General features: G+C 64.9%; 15 protein-coding genes. 10 read left to right on the top strand and 5 right to left on the bottom strand.

The features are described 5' to 3' along the window. Positions 1-65: 65 nt before the first annotated feature. The 3 genes from glnA to ntrC all read left to right on the top strand — a co-directional run bounded on the left by glnA (position 66) and on the right by ntrC (position 4042). Positions 66-1475, top strand: coding sequence for a type I glutamate--ammonia ligase (gene glnA, locus FRAAU_RS16095; RefSeq protein WP_014404583.1), 1410 nt, complete (start codon positions 66-68; stop codon positions 1473-1475). A gap of 111 nt (positions 1476-1586) precedes the next feature. Continuing rightward, positions 1587-2624: a two-component system sensor histidine kinase NtrB gene (locus FRAAU_RS16090; RefSeq protein ID WP_014404582.1), complete on the top strand. Its 1038-nt coding sequence runs from the start codon at positions 1587-1589 to the stop codon at positions 2622-2624. Next, the gene (gene ntrC / locus FRAAU_RS16085) at positions 2621-4042 is read left to right on the top strand and encodes a nitrogen regulation protein NR(I) (protein ID WP_014404581.1); all 1422 of its coding nucleotides are present in this window, start codon (positions 2621-2623) and stop codon (positions 4040-4042) included. Before FRAAU_RS16090 ends, ntrC begins: the two co-directional genes overlap by 4 nt. Positions 4043-4077: 35 nt before the next feature. On the opposite strand, the gene FRAAU_RS16080 is transcribed toward ntrC, so the two are convergent. Then, the gene (locus tag FRAAU_RS16080) at positions 4078-5199 is read right to left on the bottom strand and encodes a hypothetical protein (protein WP_014404580.1); all 1122 of its coding nucleotides are present in this window, start codon (positions 5197-5199) and stop codon (positions 4078-4080) included. A 252-nt stretch (positions 5200-5451) separates the two neighbouring features. Here FRAAU_RS16080 and FRAAU_RS16705 point away from each other — a divergent pair, with 252 nt between their 5' ends. Further along, a complete protein-coding gene (locus FRAAU_RS16705; RefSeq protein ID WP_052317944.1) occupies positions 5452-6039 on the top strand; it encodes an energy transducer TonB family protein in 588 nt (195 codons plus the stop codon). A gap of 30 nt (positions 6040-6069) precedes the next feature. On the opposite strand, the gene FRAAU_RS16065 is transcribed toward FRAAU_RS16705, so the two are convergent. From FRAAU_RS16065 to FRAAU_RS16050, 4 genes are all read right to left on the bottom strand, one after another. After that, positions 6070-8004, bottom strand: coding sequence for a phospholipase D-like domain-containing protein (locus tag FRAAU_RS16065; protein WP_342633038.1), 1935 nt, complete (start codon positions 8002-8004; stop codon positions 6070-6072). A 29-nt stretch (positions 8005-8033) separates the two neighbouring features. After that, positions 8034-8504: a SixA phosphatase family protein gene (locus FRAAU_RS16060; protein WP_014404577.1), complete on the bottom strand. Its 471-nt coding sequence runs from the start codon at positions 8502-8504 to the stop codon at positions 8034-8036. Between the two features lie 95 nt (positions 8505-8599). Further along, positions 8600-9520 carry a hydroxymethylbilane synthase gene (hemC, locus tag FRAAU_RS16055; RefSeq protein WP_041271274.1) on the bottom strand — a complete coding sequence of 307 codons (921 nt, stop codon included), beginning with the start codon at positions 9518-9520 and terminating at the stop codon, positions 8600-8602. A 118-nt stretch (positions 9521-9638) separates the two neighbouring features. After that, positions 9639-10304 carry an alpha/beta hydrolase gene (locus FRAAU_RS16050; protein ID WP_014404575.1) on the bottom strand — a complete coding sequence of 222 codons (666 nt, stop codon included), beginning with the start codon at positions 10302-10304 and terminating at the stop codon, positions 9639-9641. Between the two features lie 125 nt (positions 10305-10429). Between FRAAU_RS16050 and FRAAU_RS16045 the strand changes: the two genes are divergently transcribed. The 6 genes from FRAAU_RS16045 to FRAAU_RS16020 all read left to right on the top strand — a co-directional run bounded on the left by FRAAU_RS16045 (position 10430) and on the right by FRAAU_RS16020 (position 20037). Continuing rightward, entirely contained in the window at positions 10430-12865 is a 2436-nt protein-coding gene (locus FRAAU_RS16045) for a S9 family peptidase (RefSeq protein ID WP_014404574.1), read from the top strand. Positions 12866-13029: 164 nt separating this feature from the next. Next, on the top strand, positions 13030-13488 hold the full coding sequence (locus tag FRAAU_RS16040; protein ID WP_014404573.1) for a MarR family winged helix-turn-helix transcriptional regulator: 459 nt from the start codon (positions 13030-13032) through the stop codon (positions 13486-13488). A 21-nt stretch (positions 13489-13509) separates the two neighbouring features. Beyond that, positions 13510-14967: an efflux transporter outer membrane subunit gene (locus FRAAU_RS16035; protein WP_014404572.1), complete on the top strand. Its 1458-nt coding sequence runs from the start codon at positions 13510-13512 to the stop codon at positions 14965-14967. Positions 14968-14976: 9 nt separating this feature from the next. Then, positions 14977-16164 carry an HlyD/EmrA/EmrK family protein gene (locus FRAAU_RS16030; protein ID WP_014404571.1) on the top strand — a complete coding sequence of 396 codons (1188 nt, stop codon included), beginning with the start codon at positions 14977-14979 and terminating at the stop codon, positions 16162-16164. 74 nt (positions 16165-16238) lie between these two features. After that, positions 16239-17768, top strand: a complete 1530-nt coding sequence (locus tag FRAAU_RS16025) for a DHA2 family efflux MFS transporter permease subunit (RefSeq protein WP_014404570.1) — start codon at positions 16239-16241, stop codon at positions 17766-17768. 70 nt (positions 17769-17838) lie between these two features. Then, on the top strand, positions 17839-20037 hold the full coding sequence (locus tag FRAAU_RS16020) for an FUSC family protein (RefSeq protein WP_014404569.1): 2199 nt from the start codon (positions 17839-17841) through the stop codon (positions 20035-20037). Positions 20038-20055: the final 18 nt, after the last annotated feature.

Below are 20055 nucleotides of genomic sequence, written 5' to 3'. Positions count from 1 at the left end.
TGCTTCAGGACGGTTCCTGGCCGATGGCCACCCCAACACATTACGCTCACCCCGAGGTTCGATCTATGTCAGTTGAGAAAGTGCTTGACCTGATTCAGGAGCACGATGTCGATTTCGTCGATTTCCGTTTTGTCGACATGCTGGGCAAGCAGCATCACGTCACCTTTCCTTCGCACAGCATCGATGAGAGCACCTTCGAAGACGGCAAGATGTTCGATGGCTCCTCGATCGCCGGCTGGAAGGGCATCAACGAGTCGGACATGATCCTGCTGCCGGACCCGGCAACGGCCTATCTCGATCCGTTCAGCGGCCACACCCAGATGGTCCTGCATTGCGACGTGCTGGAACCCTCGACCCTGCAGGCCTACGGCCGCGACCCACGCTCGATCGCCAAGCGCGGCGAAGCTTATCTGAAGTCCACCGGCATCGCCGATACGGCTTTCTTCGGCCCTGAACCCGAGTTCTTCGTGTTCGATTCGGTCCGTTGGCAGAACGACATGAACAAGGTGTTCTACGAGATCACCTCCGAGGAAGGTGCCTGGGCGACCAAGTACAAGTACGAAGACGGCAATGCCGGCCATCGTCCGGGTGTGAAGGGCGGCTATTTTCCGGTCAGCCCGGTCGATACCCTGGGTGATCTGCGTGCGGACATGTGCAAGGTCCTGGAATCGCTGGGCCAGACCGTGGAAGTGCATCACCATGAAGTGGCCAATGCCGGCCAGTGCGAAATCGGCGTCAAGTTCAACACCCTGGTGAAGAAGGCCGACGAACTGATCACCATGAAGTACGTGATCAAGAACGTCGCCCACCAGAACGGCAAGACCGTGACCTTCATGCCCAAGCCCATCGTCGGTGACAACGGCTCGGGCATGCATGTCCACCAGTCGCTGTCCAAGAACGGCGAGAACCTGTTCGCCGGCGATCTGTACGGCGGCCTGTCGCAGCTGGCGCTGTGGTACATCGGCGGCATCTTCAAGCATGCCAAGGCGATCAACGCGTTCGCCAATTCCAGCACCAACAGCTACAAGCGTCTGGTGCCCGGCTACGAAGCCCCGGTGATGCTGGCCTACTCGGCCCGCAACCGCTCGGCCAGCTGCCGCATCCCGTTCGTCTCCAACCCCAAGGGCCGTCGCATCGAAGTGCGCTTCCCCGATCCGGTGCAGTCGGGCTATCTGACCTTCACCGCCCTGATGATGGCCGGCCTGGACGGCATCCTCAACAAGATCGACCCGGGCGCGCCCTCCGACAAGGATCTGTACGATCTGCCGCCGGAAGAAGAGAAGAACATCCCGCAGGTCTGTTCCAGTCTGGATCAGGCACTGGAAGCGCTGGACAAGGATCGCGAGTTCCTGAAGGCCGGCGGCGTGTTCACCGACGACTTCATCGACGGTTATATCGCGCTGAAGATGCAGGAAGTGACCAAGTTCCGCGCCAGTACCCATCCGCTGGAATACCAGCTGTACTACGCGATCTGATCTCCCTGCCCGGCAGGAGCGGGGCCCGGCTTCGGTCGGGCCCTTTTTTGTGGGCGGACTTTCCCCGTGGCAAGCATTGCACCAGATTGATGCATTGGCGATGATGGCCGAATGACGGCAGAGTTCTGGCCACAATGGATGGATCAGATGAGTACCGGCCTGGCCAGGCTGGATGGCGGTCTGTGTCTGAGCTGGGTCAATACGGCTTTTGCCGAGATGTTCGAGGTCGGTCCGCGTCGTGTGCTGGGCCTGCCCTTGTCGGCGGTGCTGCCGGACGAGCGTGTTCTGCAGCAGGTCCGGCGGGTCCATCGCGAACAGCGCTCGGCCCGGTTGTGGGCCGTGGCACTGCCTTCGGCCCACGGCCTGTGGCGTTCGGTGGATATTGCGGTACAGTGCGGGTCCGATGCGGCCCTGTACCTGGAAATCCACGGCCTGCACGAGGTGGCACCCGCGGCGACGCCGTTGTCGGCGACGTTGCGGGGCTTTGCGCATGAAGTGAAAAATCCTCTGGCCGGACTGCGCGGAGCGGCTCAGCTGCTGGCCCGTCGTGTCAGTGATGATCAGCTGCGCGAGCTGGCAGAGCTGGTGATCGCCGAGGCGGATCGCCTGGCCGGTCTGGCCAACCGGCTGCTGCAGCACGATGAGGGCGCTGTCCGTATCGGACCGGTGAATGTGCATCAGCTGCTGGAGCGGCTGCGCGGACTTGTTCTGGCACAGGATCCGGCCATGCAGGTCCGCTACGACTTCGATCCCAGCCTGCCGGATACCTTCGGCGATGCCGATCGCTTGCTGCAGCTGCTGCTGAATCTGGCCCGCAATGCGACCACGGCCGGTGCCGGGCAGCTGATCCTGCGGACGCGGATGGAGCATCGGGTGCGGATCGGGGAGCGTCAGCTGGGTGGCTGCCTGCGTCTGGATATGGTCGACGATGGCCCTGGCGTACCTGCAGCGCTGCGCCACACCCTGTTCGAGCCGCTGGTTTCCGGCCATGCCGAAGGGACCGGACTGGGCCTGGCCTTGTGCCGTGAAATCGCCCGTGAACATGGCGGTGAGCTGCGTTATCGCAGTCGGCCGGGTGAAACCGTGTTTTCCTTGTATCTGCCCCGGACCGAACTCCATGATGATCCGGCTAACGAGTCGATGGCATGAATGATGCGGCAATCCCCCCTCCCTTGAGCGACGAGATCTGGGTCGTCGACGATGATCGCGGCATCCGTTTCGTGCTGGCGGCCGCCTTGCGGGATGCCGGTCACCGGGTGCGTGAATTTGGCGATGCCACCAGCTTGCTGGCCGTCCGTGCGACATTGCGTCCGCGGTTGATCGTGACCGATGTGCGCATGCCCGGACTCAGCGGCCTGGAATTGCTGGATGAGCTGCGGCGGCTGGAGGCCGGTCCGGTCATTGTCATGAGCGCCTTCACCGATGTGGCGACGGCCGCTGCAGCTTACCGGGCCGGCGCGGTGGACTATCTGGCCAAGCCTTTCGATCTGGATCAGGCCGTGGCCGCGGTGAACCGCGCCTTGCAGGATGCCTGCCGCAGCGAGCCGGCCAGCGTGCCCGGATCGGCCCTGCCTCCGAATGTGCTGCTGGGTGAAAGTCAGGCCATGCGCGAGGTCTTCCGTCTGATCGGACGGGTCGCAGCCAGCGACCTGAATGTGCTGATCACCGGCGAAACCGGTACCGGCAAGGAATTGGTGGCACGGGCCCTGCATGAAGAGAGTCGGCGTCATGAACAGCCTTTCGTGGCGCTCAATACCGCTGCGATTCCGGGCGAATTGCTGGAAAGCGAATTGTTCGGACACGAGGCCGGCGCTTTCACCGGGGCCAGCCGACGGGTACCGGGTCGCTTCGAACAGGCCGAGGCCGGCACCCTGTTTCTGGACGAGATCGGTGACATGCCGTTGCTGTTGCAGACCCGGCTGTTGCGGGTGCTGGCCGGCGGCGAATTCTACAGGGTCGGCGGGCGCGAGCTGTTGCGGGGCCGGGCCCGCATCGTGGCAGCGACCCATCAGGATCTGGATGCTCTGGTCAGTGCGGGACGGTTCCGCGCCGATCTGCGCCACCGCCTGGATGTAATCCGGATTTCCTTGCCGTCACTGCGCCAGCGCCGAGGGGATATTCCCTTGCTGGCCACCCATTTCCTGGCGACAGCCGCGCATGAGCTGGGCCTGCCGGGCAAACAGTTCACCCCCGACGCATTGGCCCGGATCAGTCTGCTGGATTTTCCGGGCAATGTCCGTGAGCTGGAAAATCTGTGCCGCCGGCTGGCCGTGGTGGCCCCGGGGCAATGGATCATGCCGACCGATCTGGACGGAGTGAATGCGAACGGTCCGGTCGGGGACTGGACCGAGGGGCTGCGGGACTGGGCCGGCCGGGCGCTGGCGGGCGCTGAATCCGATATCCGGGCCCGGGCCATGGAGGCCATGGACAAGGCCTTGCTTCAGGTCGCGCTGATGGCTCATGACGGCCATCGCCAGCGTGCCGCTGCGGCTCTGGGCGTCGGCCGCAATACCCTGACCCGCAAACTGGGCGCTTCGCGCTCGCGTCGGAGCCGGCCACAGGAGTGAGGCGGCTCCGTTGCCGGCATCGCGGTGGTGCGGTGTCAGTGCAGGGCGGCAGCCGGCGCCGACAGTCGTCCTTCGCCATCCAGCAGCAGACCATCCAGCGGCTGCAATTCAGGGGTGCAGCCATAGCGTTCGGCGAGGGCCGCGGCCAGTGGCAGCAAGGCCTGCGACCTCAGCGGATAGCCATGGGCCAGCACATGGGCCTGACCGCCGGAGGTCTGGGCCACGGTCAGTACCGCCATGCCCAGTCCCGGAGCCTGGTGACCGTAGAGCACCGGCGTGTCCAGATCCGGGCGGGCTTCTGCCAGCGGCTCATGCAGCCAGCCCTCGCCCGCTTCGCCTGACTGCAACCGCAGTGGCAGACCGTGGGCGGCCAGCAGCGCCGCATACTGGCGCAATTCGAAGATCAGTCCTGCCATCGCATGGCGGCGTTCGGCCGGCTCGCCGCTCTGACGGGCCAGCCAGCGCCCGGGCGCCTCGGCCTCGACGCGGCCATCCACATAGCGCAGTGGCAGGCCGCGGGCGCTGAGCACCTGCTCGGGGCGATAAGGCGTCAGCAGCGCGGCTTCGACCAGAGACCACAAGGCGCCGAGATTGACGTTCTCGTATTGCACGCAGGTCAGCGCCAGCAGATCGTTGCGACTCATGTAGCGGGCATGCTGCAAGGGTGCGTCCAGCCGGCGGTTGAGCCAGTCGGCCGTGGTCGCGCTGGCTTCGCCGCGGTTCATCAGCTCGCGTTCCAGGTCACTGGCCAGGGTGGTGGCCAGGGTTTCTTCGGCCAGGATGGTGATGGGCAGCAGTCGCATCGGGCCTCCGGCGCAGGCCGGATCGGGCTGCAGGGCCGGTGCCGGCATGCGGCCTTCATGGGTGCCGAAGGCGACGATGTTCTCGAGGTGGCCGCGTGGTACGCGGCGAGCCAGCTCGTCCAGGCTGGCCCATATCGGAAACCCGGGCCGCAGCAGTTCGATGCTGTCGAACCAGGCCCCGCAGATCGCCAGCCGGGCCTGTTCCAGACCGGGCAGCCACTGGCGCAGATCCCCGGCGATCAGGCTGCCAAGCTCGGCGGCTTCGTCACGGGGCAGGGTCGCCGGCCAGGAACATCCACCGGCAGGCAGTTCAACGGCAAGCACGACGGGCAGGGCAATCAGCTGGGGAGCCATGGTCACATCCGAACCGGAACGAAGCGCTGATGATATCAGGCCGCTGCGTGGGGCATGCCTGGAACGGCACTTTCGCGGCTCATCGGTCAGCGCGACCCATCGGGCTTGGGCGGATCCGGTCGGCTGCGGTACATTCCATGGGGCGTGGCCGCAACGACGAGGCCGCTGCGGATCTGACAGGCGGCAGCCAGGAGCGGAATCAGGATGGGGAAGGCAAGCCGGCCAGGGCGCCGGTCGGACAAACGGAGGCCGGTGCGGCCACGATGGATCCGGCGGCAGCTGGCGCGCAGCTGGACGTTCAGCATCCTGCTGCTGGCGGTGATGGTGGCAGGCACGGCCTGGTTGTCGCCGATGACGGCGCAAGGCCCCAGTCTGGCCCAACAGATGGAAGCGGTCGGCGGTCGGCGTCCGCTGTTCGAATCCGCGCCGCCTCAGGTGGCAGAGACGAGGCGGCATGACCGCAGGACACGGTCCGGGCCGCATCCGGTCGCGAGGACAGTCACGCATTGGCCGGCACCTGCACGCCTGCCGGCCAGACAGGAAACGGCATCATCGCCGGCGGAAGCCGGGATGCCGGCCCGTTACCTGTCGCCATTGCAGATGCCGGCCGAAAGCATGCGGCTGGCCAGGATGCGCCTGCATCACTATGGCCGGGTGGTCCTGGGGATCCGGCTGGATCCTGACGGCGGGGTGGCGGGCCTGTGGCTGCAGCAGAGCAGTGGTGACACGGTGCTGGATCGCTATGCCTTGCAGCGGGTCGGCAATTGGCGCTTCGCCTCGCCGCCACCGGACGAGGCGACCGGTCTGCTGGCCTTGCGTTTCGAGGCGGGCCGGCATTGAGCGAGGCAACGGCGCGGGCCCGCAGGCGGCCTACAGCACCCCGTTCAGTTCGGCGGCCAGGGCGGTGATCAGCCGGGTCAGGATCAGCTTGGCCGAAAAGGCGACATCGGGAAAATCACCCACCGGAACATAGCAGTCATGGAAATGCGGCGAGTCGGGTCGCAACGGCCCGCAGCCGGGCTTGAGCTGGTAATCCGTGGCATAGCGGTATGGCCAGACATCCATGACCGGCAGGCTTTCCGAGGTGATGGTCAGCCTGCGGTTGAGCGCTCCCAGCACAGGTGTCGGCCATTGCCGCGGGGCCAGTACCCAGGCATTGTCCGGTCGTGTTTCGGCCAGGATCGAGCCGCGGACCGCATCGGCAAGCCGCGGATCGTCGATGATCACACCGGCTTCGGTATTGTAATGATCCGAACGCGGATCCAGATTGTGCGAGCCGATCATGACCAGATGGTCGTCGATGACCAGCGATTTGGCATGCAGGCCGAAGCGCTGGGCTTCGGCGCTGTCCGGATGGCTACGCAGGGGCACTTCGAGATGATGGCGATACAGACCGAGCAGGCCGGCATGTTCGGATCCGGTACGCGGCTTCGAACGTCTGGACGTCCCTGCCAAGGGCGGTGCAGTCAGCAGTCCCAGATCGCGGGCCATCGAATCCGGTCCGGATACAGGATGCTGCGGCTTCATTTCATAGATCTCGAAGCCGTATTTTTCCAGATAGCGATAGCGATGCTTGTAGGAGGCGGCATACACCGCGAACGCGTCGGTAGAGGCCAGTGAATTGGTCGAGATCACCACCCGCGGGGGATCATCCTGGGCATGCAGATGAGTGAACACTTTGCGTGAGCGCCGGCTTACCACCAGGTATGGCGTCTGCATGATCACTTCGTAGTGGGCCTGGCCGATCATCTGCATGATCCGCCGGGTAAAGGCCAGCGCATGGCGCTTGCCGGGATGGCCGGTCTTGGCCGGCAGGTCGCTGAGAAAGCTGACCTTGCCGGTCAGCAGGCTGGGCGCGATCAGCCGCGTCCGGAGCCAGGCCGGATCCGCGGACTCCAGGCGGATCCGGGCGATGGCCTGCGGCTGTCGGTAGACCGGGGGCTGCCAGCTCGGGAAGGGCGCCTGATCATGCCTGATCAGCGCATTGACATCCCGCAGGGCGATGCTTGGCACCGAGCGGGGGTGCTGCCAGAACTGCTCGAAGCTGTCGCTCATCGCCTGTGCCGCCGGGCCGCCGACCAGGACGTCGCGATCCACGTAATCGAAGGCCGGATCCAGGTCGAAATAGCGGTCCTCGTAATTGCGCCCGCCGGTAATGCCTGCGACCCGGTCGACGATCATCACCTTGTTGTGCATGCGCTGGTTGAAGCGCACGAAGCAGCAACCGATGGCGGCCGCGAATTCCAGCGGACTGGTGCGGGCCTTGTGGAAGGTGGGGTTGTACAGCCGGATCTGCAGATGTGGATCGGTGCGGGCCAGGCGGTCCAGCAGCTGCGGATCATTGAAGGAAAACATCTGGTCGGCCAGAATCCTGACCTGGACGCCTCGCCGGGCGGCCTGGATCAGGGCATCCAGCATCAGCTTGCCGACATCGTCCTCGCTCCAGATAAAGGTCTGGACATCGATGCTGGCATGCGCGCCGCGGATCAGGTTGAGGCGAGCCGCCAGGGCTTCGTCACCGTGATCGAGCAGGGTCACCGCATTGACCGGAGCCTCGGCTGTCGAACGCAGTGCGGCCTGGCGAGCCAGCGACAGCAGTGGTGAAGGGCTGGCGCAGTGGTCGGCCTGCAAGCATGGCGGAGTGGTGGCCGGATACGGCAACAGTTGCCGGCGGGCCTGTTCCACTTTGGCAGGGCTCAGGGCGCAACCCTGTAGCAGCAACACCAGCAGCAGGAGCAGCCACAGGCCCGGCCCTCGCCGGAAGGCCCGCACCGAAGCGGGGACCGGTACGGCGGTGCGGGACAAGTACGGGCCCGCGCCCGGTCCGGCCGGTGTCAAGGTGACCAGAAGGCGTTCAGCTGGGCGCTGGCCGGTTCCAGCGCCTGATCCAGATGCAGGACCGCGATGCCCGCGGTCGGCATGCCGCGGAATTCGTCGGAGCGGCCTTCCAGCAGCAAGGCCATCAGCCGCTCCAGACCCGGGTTGTGACCGACCAGCAGCACGGTGGCGGCAGTCAGATGATTGTCCAGCAGGGCCAGCAGCTCGCCAGGCGTGGCCTCGTAGATCTCCGGAGCGATGATGACCTCGGCGGCGGCCAGATGAGGCTGGACCAAGGCCAGGGTTTCGCGGGTGCGGGTGGCCGGCGAACACAGCACGCGCATCGGCGCGATACGGTGCCCGGCCAGCCAGCGCCCGGCGGCCTGCGCCGCCAGACGACCACGCTCGCTCAGGGGCCGGCTGATATCACCCACGCCGAGACTGTCGATTTCAGCTTCGGCGTGGCGCAGCAACACCAGTTCGTGCATGACCGGAGATCTCCCGTGACGATGGCCGGCCATTCGGCCGTGTGCGCCCGAGTGTAATTCGGAATGCCGGTGGATGTCCCGCTGCAGGGCAAGGATCAGCTCAGGAAGGCCGCTGCGCCCTGTGCCAGCAGCTGCTCCGCCACCGCCCGGCCAAGAACCTCGGGCTGGGCGGCCTCGCCGTGCTGGCTGGCCTGGATCAGCTGGCCGCCGGCAATGTCGCCGACCAGGCCACTGAGCACCAGCCAGTCGGCATCGATCTGCTCGCACCAGGCACCGACCGGCACGCTGCAACTGCCGCCCAGGGCCTGGTTCATGGCCCGCTCGGCGGTGACCTGACGGCGGGTGGGCGCATCGTCGAGCGCGGCCAGGCCGGCCAGGACATCGTCGGCGGCACTGAGGGCCTCGATGCCGATCGCGGCCTGGCCGGGGGCCGGCAACCAGTCCGGGGCATGCAGGCGCTGGCGGATATGCTGGCCCAGCTCAAGCCGTTCCAGCCCGGCACAGGCCAGGATGATGGCGTCATACTGGCCTTCTTCCAGCTTGGCCAGGCGGGTGATGACATTGCCGCGCAGATCATTGATCTGCAGATCCGGACGCAGCGAACGCAGCAAAGCCTGCCGGCGCAGCGAGGAAGTGCCGACGCGTGCTCCCTGCGGCAGGGCCTGCAGGCTGGCATGGTGGAAGCTGACAAAGGCATCGGCGGCATCGGCGCGAGGCAGCACGGCGGCCAGGGCGAAGCCGGGGTCGAGTTCGACCGGCATGTCCTTGAGCGAATGCACGGCCAGGTCGGCACGGCCTTCCAGCATCGCCACTTCCAGCTCCTTCAGAAACAGTCCCTTGCCGCCGATGGCCGCCAGCGAACGGTCCAGGATCTCGTCGCCGCGGGTCGACAGCGGTACCAGTTCCACCTGGGTCTGCGGATAGCGCTCGCGCAGCAGCGCGGCAACGTGCTCGGCCTGCCACAAGGCGAGCAGGCTCTTGCGGGTGGCGATGCGTAGCAGCTTGGGAATAGTCATAATGTCCTTCAGGGATGACAGGGAGCGAGCCGGGTCGGCCTGGATCGTGCTTGCCGTGGCGGCGGTATTGTCGCGCAACGCGTCGCGGCCTGCATGGCCGGTCCGGGCCGGACCCGCTTCAATTCGTCAGCCGCTGGCCCAGCCAGGCTTGCAGATCCGCGATTTCCGCGCTGCATACGTGATGGCCGATCGGATATTCATGCCAGCTTACGGGCAGACCCAGGGCATGCAGCCGGTCCCTGGATTGCCGGCCCCAGGCGGGCTGTACGATCGGGTCGGCGCTGCCATGGCCCCAGAACACGGGGGTCTGGCGATTGGCGGCGAGGGCTTCGCGACCCGGATCGCCGATCCCCGGCAGCCAGGTCGACAAGGCCACGATGCCGGCCAGTCGTTGCGGATGGCGCAGGCCGCCTTCCAGTACGATCACGCCGCCTTGGGAGAAACCGGCCAACAGAATGCGCTCACTGGGGATGCCACGCTGGTTTTCGCGTGTGATCAGAGCTTCCAGGCTGTTGATCGATTCACGGATGCCGGCCTCGTCGGGAGTCTGGTCGCGATCGAAGCTGAGAATATCGAACCAGGCCCGCATCGGAGTGCCGCCGTTGATGGTGATCGGCCGCACCGGAGCATTCGGGAACACGAAGCGGATCGCCGGCCAGGACGGATCCACCAGTTCCGGCACGATGGGGGCGAAGTCATTGCCGTCGGCCCCCAGCCCGTGCAGCCAGATGATGCTGAAGCGGGGGGCCGGGCCGGTTTCCTGTTCGATCGTGGACAGATTCATGACGGACTCGCAATAGCGGCAGGGGCTGCCATGGTAGCGCGAGCCGGGGTGGTGGCATGACCTCTGGGGCTTGTTGTGGCCGGCTCGGTGGCGGAAGCTCGGGGACTTTCTCCCGGGAGCCGCTTATGCGCCGTTTTTCCCTGGCCGCGCTGGTTGCGCTGGCTATCGCAACACCCGCCCTGCAGGCGGCCCAGCCTCTGGACCTGGAAACCATCATGGCCGACCCCGACTGGATCGGCCAGCCCGTCGAACAAGCGGGCTGGAGTCTGGATTCGAAGCAGCTGCATTACGCGCTCAAGCGCGACGGCAGTCCTGTCCGTGACTGGTACGGGGTCAATCCGGCGGATGGTCGACCGGCCCGGCTGCCTCTGGCCGAGGTGGCCCGGATCGGCGATCAGCCGGTCTTCGACCATGACCATCGGCGGGCGGCTTGGGTCAGCCACGGTGTGTTGTATCTGCAGACCCTCGGCCAGGGGCCGGCGCAGCAGATCAGCGTGCCGCCGACACCGGCCGAGCGGCCGCAGTTCTCGGCGGACGGGCAGGCCCTGCAATACCTGCAAGGTGATCACTGGCTGAGTCATTCACTGCGTGACGGCAGTACCCGGGTGCTGGCCGTGCTGAAGTTTGCCGATGACCCGGCAGCACCGGCCCGCGGCCAGCTGGAACAGCAGCAGCAACAGCTGTTCAGCACCCTGCGCCAGATCCATGCCGATCATCAGGCTCTGCGGGATGCCGACGCGGCACTGGCCGCGGCCGCGCCCGGCGGTGAGCCGGTCCCGTTCTGGCTGGGCGACAAGATCGAACTGGTCGACAGCGCCTTGTCGCCCGATGGCCGCTGGCTGGCGCTGGCGGTACAAGCCAAAGATCATGCCGAGGGCAAAGCTCCCATCGTCACCCATTACGTCACCGATTCGGGATATGCCGAGACCGAGGCTGCACGGACCTATGTCGGGCGGACCGATCCTGCGCCGCAGTCGCTGATCCTGCTGGATCTGGCCGGCCACAAGGTCTGGCCGTTGGATACCGCCGGGCTGCCGGGGATCAAGGATGATCCTTTGGCTGCCATCCGGGCCCGGACCCGGGCGGCCTTGCTGGCCAAGGGCGACACGGCCGGGGCCGAGGCACTGAAGGCCCCGGCCGTGCGCCCGGTGATCGTCTCCAGCGGCGGCGGCGATATCGACGGCGGCGGCATGCAGTGGAGCCGTGACGGGGCTGAGCTGGCGATCGAGTTGCGGGCCATCGACAACAAGGACCGCTGGATCGCCAGCGTGGATCTGGGCGGACATCGGCTGGTGGCCCAGCATCGGCTGACCGACAAGGCCTGGATCAACTGGTCCTTCAATGATTTCGGCTGGCTTGCCGATGGTCGCAGCCTGTGGTTTCTCAGCGAACAGGACGGCTATTCCCAGCTGTATCGCAAGCCGTTGCAGGGGGCGGTGCAGGCGCTGACTCGCGGCCGCTTCGAAGTAAGCCAGCCGCAGCTGTCGCATGACGGTCGCTGGTTCTATGTGATGAGCAATCAGGTGGCGCCCTACAGCTACGATGTCTATCGCGTATCGACTCAAGGGGGCGAGCTGCAGAGGCTGACCCGCTATGGCGGTACGGACGGCTTTGTGCTGTCACCGGATGATCAGTCGCTGGCGGTGCTGCACTCCGCCCCGTACGTGCCGTCGCAGCTGGCGGTGGTTCCGGCGGCCGGCGGCGCGCCGCACGAGCTGACCGACACGGTCAAGCCGGCCTTCCGGCAACGGACATGGATCCAGCCGCGCATCGTCGGCATCCCATCCTCGCATGGTGCCGGCACCATCTATGCCAAGTTCTTCGGGCCGGCCGGTTCCGGCGACGGCAAGCCTCGTCCGGCCGTGATTTTCATCCATGGTGCCGGCTATCTGCAGGAGGTGACCGAGGGTTATTCCCCTTATTTCCGGGAACAGATGTTCGACAATCTGCTGGTGCAACAGGGGTTCGTGGTGCTGGATCTGGATTACCGGGCCTCGGCCGGCTACGGCCGCGGCTGGCGTACCGCGATCTACCGCCAGATGGGGCATCCTGAACTGGAGGATCTGCTGGATGGCAAGGCCTGGCTGGTCAAGCATCAGCACGTGGATCCGCACCGCATCGGACTGTACGGTGGCAGTTATGGCGGTTTCCTGACCGAGATGGCCCTGCTGCGGGCGCCTGGCGAGTTTGCCGCCGGGGCGGCACTGCGGCCGGTGGCGGACTGGAATGACTACAACCACGAATACACCTCGAACATTCTCAATGACCCGCAGATCGATCCGACCGCCTATGCGATCAGTTCGCCGATCCAGTATGCCGATCAGCTGCGCGACCCTTTGCTGATCGAGCACGGACTGATCGACAACAACGTATTGGCCAGTGATTCGATCCGGCTGTACCAGCGCCTGATCGAGCTGCACAAGCGCAACTTCTGGATTTCGCTGTATCCGATGGAACGGCATGGTTTCGTTCATCCCGATTCCTGGTTCGATGAATACCGACGCATTGACGAGCTGTTCCAGACCTGGCTGCAGCCGCGGGCCGCTGCCGCTTCCAACTGAGTCGAGTCCAAGCCCGTCGCCGGACGGGTATGAGGTGATCCAGGGCCGCCACGGTCAGACCGTGGCGGCCTTTTGTTTGATCAGGTCAATAGTTCCATGGTGAATATTTGATGATGCATATATTTGCCTTGACAACTAAATGATGCGGCGTAAACTCGCCATCCATGTCCAGTGTCAGCAAGCCCGAAAAAATACCCGACAGTTTTGGCGCCTTGATCTCTCATGTGCGCTGCGAGCTGATTCGGGCACTGGATCGCGAATTTCATGCCCATGCCATCGATATACGCTTCACCAGTTTTCTGCTGTTGAAAAAGCTGGTCGTGCTGGGGCCGGTCACGGCCGGTGAACTGGCCCAGGCCATCGATCTGGATGCAGGGGCCATGACCCGCCAGCTCGACCAGCTGGAAAAGAAAGGTCTGCTGCGCAGGGTCCGGCATGAACAGGATCGTCGGGCGCTGCGGATCGAAGTCACGCCGGCCGGTCTTGAAATGAACCGGAAGTCCATGCTCCATGCCGATCGCGTGCTGGCCACGGCGCAGCAGGCGCTGCAGCCGGACGAGATCGACAAGCTCAACGATTACCTGCGGCGGGTGCTGGAAACACTGCGTTCCGGCGTTTCCTGACGCAATACCAGGGGTTCAATCATGCGACGCTCTTCCTGCGCCCTGGGCGCAAGTCTGGCTTTATTGTCGATGCTGGCTGGCTGTACGACCAGCCGCGGCCTGCATCCGCAACTGACACCGGTGGATCCACGCGGTCTGGCACTGGCGCAGACCACCGCGCGCTTTGATTTCAGTCCGGCGGCCTGGCCGACCGGGGACTGGTGGCAGTCTCTGGGCGACCCCCAGCTGGATCAGCTGGAGCAGGAGGCCCTCGCGGGCAACCCGGATATCAGTCTGGCCGAGGCTCGCCTGCGGGCGGCGCAGGCGCAGGCTGATACCAGCCGTGCCGCTCGCCTGCCCAGTCTGGACCTCGGGGCGGGCATCGGTGGCGGGCGACCGCCGCCGGCCGTGATCCCTGCGGCGGGCAGTTTCAAGAGCGCCAAGTATGGCGCCCTGAATTTCCAGTGGGATCTGGACCTGTGGGGCGGCAAGCGTGAAGCCTGGGTCGCGGCCGTGGACCAGGCCCATGCGGCAGAAGTGGACGTCCAGGCGGCTCGTGTGGAACTTTCGGCCAGCGTGGCCCGGTCCTATATCCAGCTCAGCTATGCCTGGACCCAGCTGGATGTCGCCAATGCCGAGCATCAGCGCAGTGAAGATGCCCGCCGGCTGACCCGCCAGCGCGTCGCCGCCGGCATCGACAACCAGAGTCAGCTGAAGCAGTCCGATGCCGAGGTGGCCAGTGCCGACCAGCAATGTCTGGCTGCTCGCGAGGCGATTGACGATGCCCGCATCCAGCTGGCGATCCTGCTGGGCAAGGGGCCGGATCGAGGCTTGAGCCTGAGCCGGCCGCCGGCCCTGCCGCTGGCGATACCGGGGCTGCCCACTGTGGTTCCCGCCGATCTGATCGGCCACCGTGCCGATCTGGTTGCTGCCCGCTGGCGGGTGGAAGCGGCCGGGCACACCATCAAGTCCGACAAGACCCAGTTTCTGCCCAATATCAGCATCAGCGCTCTGGCCGGTGCCTTGGCGGTGGGCAGTGCCAATCCTTTTGAATTTCCGGCGGCCTTTTACGGTGGCGGTCCGGCACTCAGCTTGCCGATTTTTGACGGCGGCCGTCGCCGGGCGACCCTGGCCGGTGCCGATGCCGGCTACGATCAGGCGGTGGCCCAGTACGACAAGATACTGATCGGTGCCGTCAATGATATTGCCCGTCAGTTGACCGATGTGCAGTCGCTGAGCGCCCAGCTGCATGCCCAGCAGCGCGCCCGCGATGCCGCCCAGGCGGCCTGGTCTCTGGCCGAGCAACGCTATCACGCCGGTGTCGGCAGCTATCTGGAAGCGCTGGTGGTGCGCCAGCAATTGCTGGTGGCCGACCAGAAGCTCGCCGACCTGCATGCCCGTCAGCTGGATCTGTCCGTGCAGCTGGTGCAGGCCCTGGGGGGTGGTTTCCAGCCGTCCGCTCAGGCGCTGGCCGCTCATTCATCCCATCATTCGCGTTGAGGCTGTTCCATGTCCGCTCAAACTCCTGATACGGCCGCCGCCGCTCCGGCCCCGAAGAATCGGCGCGGTGCGATGCTGCGAATCCTGCTGCTGGTCGTGGTACTGGTCGCGATCGCCTGCACCGTCTGGTATTTCCTGGTCGGTCGCTGGTCCGAAAGCACGGACGATGCCTACGTCGATGGCAATCTGGTACAGATCACGCCGCAGACGACCGGCACCGTGGTCAGCATCGGCGCCGACAATGGCGATCTGGTCCATGCCGGTGACATGCTGGTCAAACTGGACCCCAGCGATGCCGACATCGCGCTGGCCCAGGCCAAGGCCGAGCTGGCCGGTACCGTGCGCAAGGTGCGCGGCTACTACAGTACCGTCAATGGTGCCAAGGCCATGGTCGCCGCCCAGAAGGTCGCGCTGGGTCGTGCGCAAGCCGATTTCAAGCGGCGCCGGGAACTGGCGGAGAGCGGCGCGATTTCGCGCGAGGAGCTGGCCCACGCCCGCGATGAACTGGCCGCCGTCCAGGCCGCCCTCAGCAACAGCCAGCAGCAGCTGCAGACCAGCCAGGTTCTGATCGACGACACGGTGGTGGCTTCGCAGCCCGACGTGCAGGCCGCAGCCGCCCGTCTGCGCAGTGCCTATCTGGCCGATGTGCGCGATACCATCGTCGCGCCGGTCACCGGCTATGTCGCCCAGCGCAGCGTGCAGCTGGGGCAGCGGGTACAGCCGGGTGCTGCGCTGATGGCCGTGGTGCCCTTGCACCAGGTCTGGGTCAATGCCAATTTCAAGGAAACCCAGCTGAACCATATGCGGCTGGGGCAGCCGGTAGAGCTGCGTTCGGATATCTATGGCAGCGCAGTCCGTTATCACGGCCATGTCGAAAGCCTCGGCATCGGCACCGGCAGCGCTTTCTCTCTGCTGCCGGCGCAGAACGCGACCGGCAACTGGATCAAGATCGTGCAGCGCATTCCGGTGCGCGTGTATTTCGACGATCCGAGGGAGCTGGATCGTTATCCGCTGCGGATCGGCCTGTCGATGGACGCGGAGGTCAATCTGCACCAGCAGGGTGGTGCCCTGCTCCCGACCGAGGCACCGAGCGCTCCGGTATTCGCGACTAAGGTCTATCAGCAGCAGCTGGCCCATGCCGACCAGCTGATCCAGGACATCATCCACGCCAATATGGCAGGGCAGGTCGGGCACTGAGGCATCCGGTGGCCTCGGCGCCGCGGGTCTCGCGGCGCCGGCTCTTTCCAATGATTCTTTGACAGGTCTATGTCATGAGTAACACGTTCCGCCCGCCGAATCTCGGTCTGGCCACCGTGGGTCTGTCGCTGGCGACCTTTATGCAGGTGCTGGACACCACCATCGCGAATGTGTCGCTGCCCACGATTGCCGGCAACCTGGGCGTCAGCTCGGAGCAGAGCACCTGGGTCATCACTTCTTTCGCGGTCAGCAACGCGATCGCTCTGCCGCTGACGGGATTCCTGACCCGCCGTTTCGGCGAGACCAAGCTGTTTATCTGGTCGACCCTGCTGTTTGCCTTGGCCTCGCTGCTGTGCGGCTTGGCTCAGAGCATGAACATGCTGATCCTGTTCCGCGCCATCCAGGGCGCGGTGGCCGGACCGATGTATCCGATCACCCAGGCGCTGCTGATCTCGATCTACCCACCGGCCAAACGCGGCATGGCACTTGCCCTGCTGGCGATGGTGACCGTGGTTGCACCGATCGCCGGCCCGGTGATGGGCGGCTGGATCACCGACAATTACACTTGGCCCTGGATCTTCTTCATCAATGTGCCGCTGGGCATGTTCGCGGTTTCGGTGGTGGCGACCCAGCTGGCTGGCCGGCCCGAGCATACCGAGCGGCCTAAAATGGACTATGTCGGCCTGATCACCCTGATCATCGGCGTCGGCGCGCTGCAGGTGGTGCTGGACAAAGGCAATGATGATGACTGGTTCAATTCCCAGTTCATCATCGCGATGAGCGTCACCTCGGCCATTTCACTGGCGGTGTTCCTGATCTGGGAGCTGACCGACAAGGATCCCATCGTCAATCTGCGCCTGTTCCGGCATCGCAATTTCACGACCGGTACCTTGAGCATGGTGCTGGGTTATGCCGCCTTTTTCGGCATTGCCCTGCTGATTCCGCAATGGCTGCAGCGCAACCTGGGCTATACCGCGACCTGGGCCGGTCTGGCGACGGCACCGATCGGCGTCCTGCCGGTGCTGCTGACCGTCTTCGTGGGCCGATATGCGACACGCTTCGACCTGCGCTGGCTGGCGTCCTTCGCCTTTCTGGTGATGGGCGGCACCTGTTTCATGCGTGCCAACTTCTATGGCGATGTCGACTTCAACCACGTGGTCTGGGTGACCTTGCTGCAGGGACTGGGAGTGGCGTTCTTCTTCATGCCGGTGCTCACCATCGTGCTTTCGGATCTGCAGCCGCGTGAAATTGCCGCAGGATCCGGGCTTGCGACCTTTTTGCGCACCCTCGGCGGCAGCTTTGCCGCATCGATCGTCACTTTTCTCTGGCAGCACCGGGCGATTGTCCATCATTCGCAACTGACTGAAACCCTTACGCCTTACAATCCGATCGCGCAACAGGCCATGGCGCAGATGGGAGCCGCCCATGACCCGCAGCGGGCCCGGGCTCAGCTGGAACAGATGGTCAACCAGCAGGCTTTCAATATTTCGTTTGACGAAGTGTTTTATGTTTTGGGTATCATCTTCATCGCTTTGATCGCGGTCGTCTGGCTGGCAAAACCACCGTTCACTGCCAAAGCGGGTCCCGCCGCCTCCGGTCACTGAGGCGGGGGCGAGGTCAACGAGATGGACGGGATGAACCAGCTGGCCGGATTGACGGCCGGCGGCGATGGCGATGCCTCAGATCATACCTTCTTCGTGGCAGGCAGCCGCCCGCCTGCTGCAACCGGCGTGGCCTGAACCGGCTTATCGCTCGGCAGCGACATTCATCGTCAAGGTGATCGCCGCCGGTCTGGTCGGCCTGTGGCTGGCGATGCGCCTGGACCTGCCCGATCCCTCGATCACCTTGCTGACCGTGCTGCTGGTGGTCAATCCCCAGTCCGGTCTGGTCCTGGCCAAGAGTTTCTACCGCGCGATCGGTACCGTGGTCGGGGCGCTGGCCACCCTGGGCTTGTATGCGCTGGTGCCGCAGGAACGGGTTCTGTTTCTGCTGGGGCTGTCGGTCTGGCTGGGGGTCTGTGTCGCCGAGGCCCAGCGAAATCGCAATTTTGCCGCCTATGCCTATGTTCTGGCCGGCTACACCGCCTGCATCATCGGCCTGCCTGCCGTGAATGATCCGACCCAGGTCTTCGATCGTGCGGTGGCACGCGTGTCCGAAGTGATGCTGGGCATTCTCAGTGCCGGCTTCATCAGCGACGGCCTGTTTCCCAAACCGTTGCGCGACATCATGTTGCGCGAGCTGGATGCCCAATATGCGCGGATGGTGAATTTCTGCCGTCATGCCCTGATCGGAGATTCCTCGGACAAGGAGCTGGACTCGGCTTTCCGCGGTTTCGTCAGCGATGCCGTGGTTCTGGAGAACCGGCGCAGTTCGGCGATTTTCGAGAGTCCCGAATTGCGGGCCCACAACAGTGTCTTGCTGCGTCTCAACTGGCGTTTCATGGAGTCGGGTACCGGTCTGCAGCGATTGCATCGCTGGATGGCCCATCTCTACCGTGAACGGGCCTCGGTAGCCGCCGACAGTCCCCGTGGCCTCGAGCTGGATCTGGTGATCCGCAAGGTCTGGGTGCGCTATCGCGAGCTGGCCGAGATCCTGCCCGAGTCGGCGGCACCGGACCATGTGCCCGGCCTGCTGGAGCTGATGCACCAGCTTGCGCAGATGCGCGGGCGTCTGCTCGACGAGGTCATCGAGGAGCGAGTCGAACTGCGTGCAAGCAGCGAGTCGGCGGCCATGGATTATGACATCTGTGCCGAGCTGCTGGACCAGCTGCTGCTGGAGCTGTGGCGTTATACCGAAGCCCAGGTACATCTCAAGGGTGGCTCCGTACCCCTGCTGGCGATTCCGCCCACCCAGTCGGACGAGGCCACGGCCAGTCACAGTTTTCATCATCATCGTGACAATCTGATGGGTCTGGCCGCCGGCCTGCGCACCATGCTGGTCGTGCTGGTCACCGCCTTGTTCTGGATCCAGACCGAATGGGACTCGGGCATCGGGGCGATGATCTATGCCTTGATGCTGAGTGGTCTGTTCGCGATTTCACCGCAGCCGGTAGCCGCTCTCAAGCTGGTCTGGCGTGGATTTCTGCTGGCCTTTCCGGTAGCGGCCCTTTGCTACAGCGTGCTGCTGCCCGAGCTGGACAGCTTTGCCATGCTGGGCGTGGTGATGGCCCCTTGTCTGGCCCTGGGGGCCTGGCTGCTGACCCAGCCGAAGTATGCCGCGATGGGTGCCGGCTACAACATCATGCTGACATCGTCGATGTCGCTGACCGGCACCATGCATTACGACATGGCGCATTTCATCAATACGGTACTGGGCAATCTGTTCGGGGTTTCGATGGCGACCCTGGGTTTCGCGGTGCTGATTCCGGCCAGCAGCCAATGGCAACAGCGCCGCATGTTGCTGGGTCTGCGTCGTTATGCGGTCCGTGCCTGCAGTGCGCCGCTGGAGGGTCTGACGGCGGCTTTCGAGAGTGGCAGCCGCGATCAGCTGTATGCCTTGCTGGCCTATCCGGCGATGACCAAGCGGCAGACACGGCATGTTCTGGACTGGGCCCAGACCGTGCATGGACTGGGTCGCTGCGCACTGGATCTGCGGCATGACCTGCGCCGGGGCAGCTGGCCGCCGGGGCTGGTGGAACGGGTCCGGCGCGGTGTGGATGCGCTGGGCGCCTGGTTCGAGCATCCGGGCGATCCCGAGCGTGAGCTGGCCTATTCACTGCTGCTGCAGGCCGAACAGGCCTGGGTGGCTGAGTATCCGGAGAGCGATGATGCCAATTGCATCCGGATCCGCAGCATGATTCATCTGCTGCATGTGATGCTGGCCGATCGCGGCGCTGCGCTGGACCATACGCCCGGCCACGCGCATCGGGTCTGACCGGGGGCGGCCCCGAAC

Source organism: Frateuria aurantia DSM 6220, assembly GCF_000242255.2.
Classification (GTDB): Bacteria; Pseudomonadota; Gammaproteobacteria; order Xanthomonadales; family Rhodanobacteraceae; genus Frateuria; species Frateuria aurantia.
This window is presented reverse-complemented; position numbering and strand designations above follow the sequence as displayed.

Excerpts from the sequence above, each read along its gene's own strand:
- FRAAU_RS16025 (WP_014404570.1), top strand. The coding sequence starts at position 16,239 with ATGAGTAACACGTTCCGCCCGCCGAATCTCGGTCTGGCCACCGTGGGT.
- FRAAU_RS16045 (WP_014404574.1), top strand. The coding sequence starts at position 10,430 with ATGCGCCGTTTTTCCCTGGCCGCGCTGGTTGCGCTGGCTATCGCAACA.
- FRAAU_RS16050 (WP_014404575.1), bottom strand. The coding sequence starts at position 10,304 with ATGAATCTGTCCACGATCGAACAGGAAACCGGCCCGGCCCCCCGCTTC.
- FRAAU_RS16020 (WP_014404569.1), top strand. The coding sequence starts at position 17,839 with ATGCCTCAGATCATACCTTCTTCGTGGCAGGCAGCCGCCCGCCTGCTG.
- ntrC (WP_014404581.1), top strand. The coding sequence starts at position 2,621 with ATGAATGATGCGGCAATCCCCCCTCCCTTGAGCGACGAGATCTGGGTC.
- FRAAU_RS16040 (WP_014404573.1), top strand. The coding sequence starts at position 13,030 with ATGTCCAGTGTCAGCAAGCCCGAAAAAATACCCGACAGTTTTGGCGCC.
- FRAAU_RS16080 (WP_014404580.1), bottom strand. The coding sequence starts at position 5,199 with ATGGCTCCCCAGCTGATTGCCCTGCCCGTCGTGCTTGCCGTTGAACTG.
- FRAAU_RS16060 (WP_014404577.1), bottom strand. The coding sequence starts at position 8,504 with ATGCACGAACTGGTGTTGCTGCGCCACGCCGAAGCTGAAATCGACAGT.
- FRAAU_RS16030 (WP_014404571.1), top strand. The coding sequence starts at position 14,977 with ATGTCCGCTCAAACTCCTGATACGGCCGCCGCCGCTCCGGCCCCGAAG.
- glnA (WP_014404583.1), top strand. The coding sequence starts at position 66 with ATGTCAGTTGAGAAAGTGCTTGACCTGATTCAGGAGCACGATGTCGAT.
- FRAAU_RS16090 (WP_014404582.1), top strand. The coding sequence starts at position 1,587 with ATGACGGCAGAGTTCTGGCCACAATGGATGGATCAGATGAGTACCGGC.
- hemC (WP_041271274.1), bottom strand. The coding sequence starts at position 9,520 with ATGACTATTCCCAAGCTGCTACGCATCGCCACCCGCAAGAGCCTGCTC.
- FRAAU_RS16035 (WP_014404572.1), top strand. The coding sequence starts at position 13,510 with ATGCGACGCTCTTCCTGCGCCCTGGGCGCAAGTCTGGCTTTATTGTCG.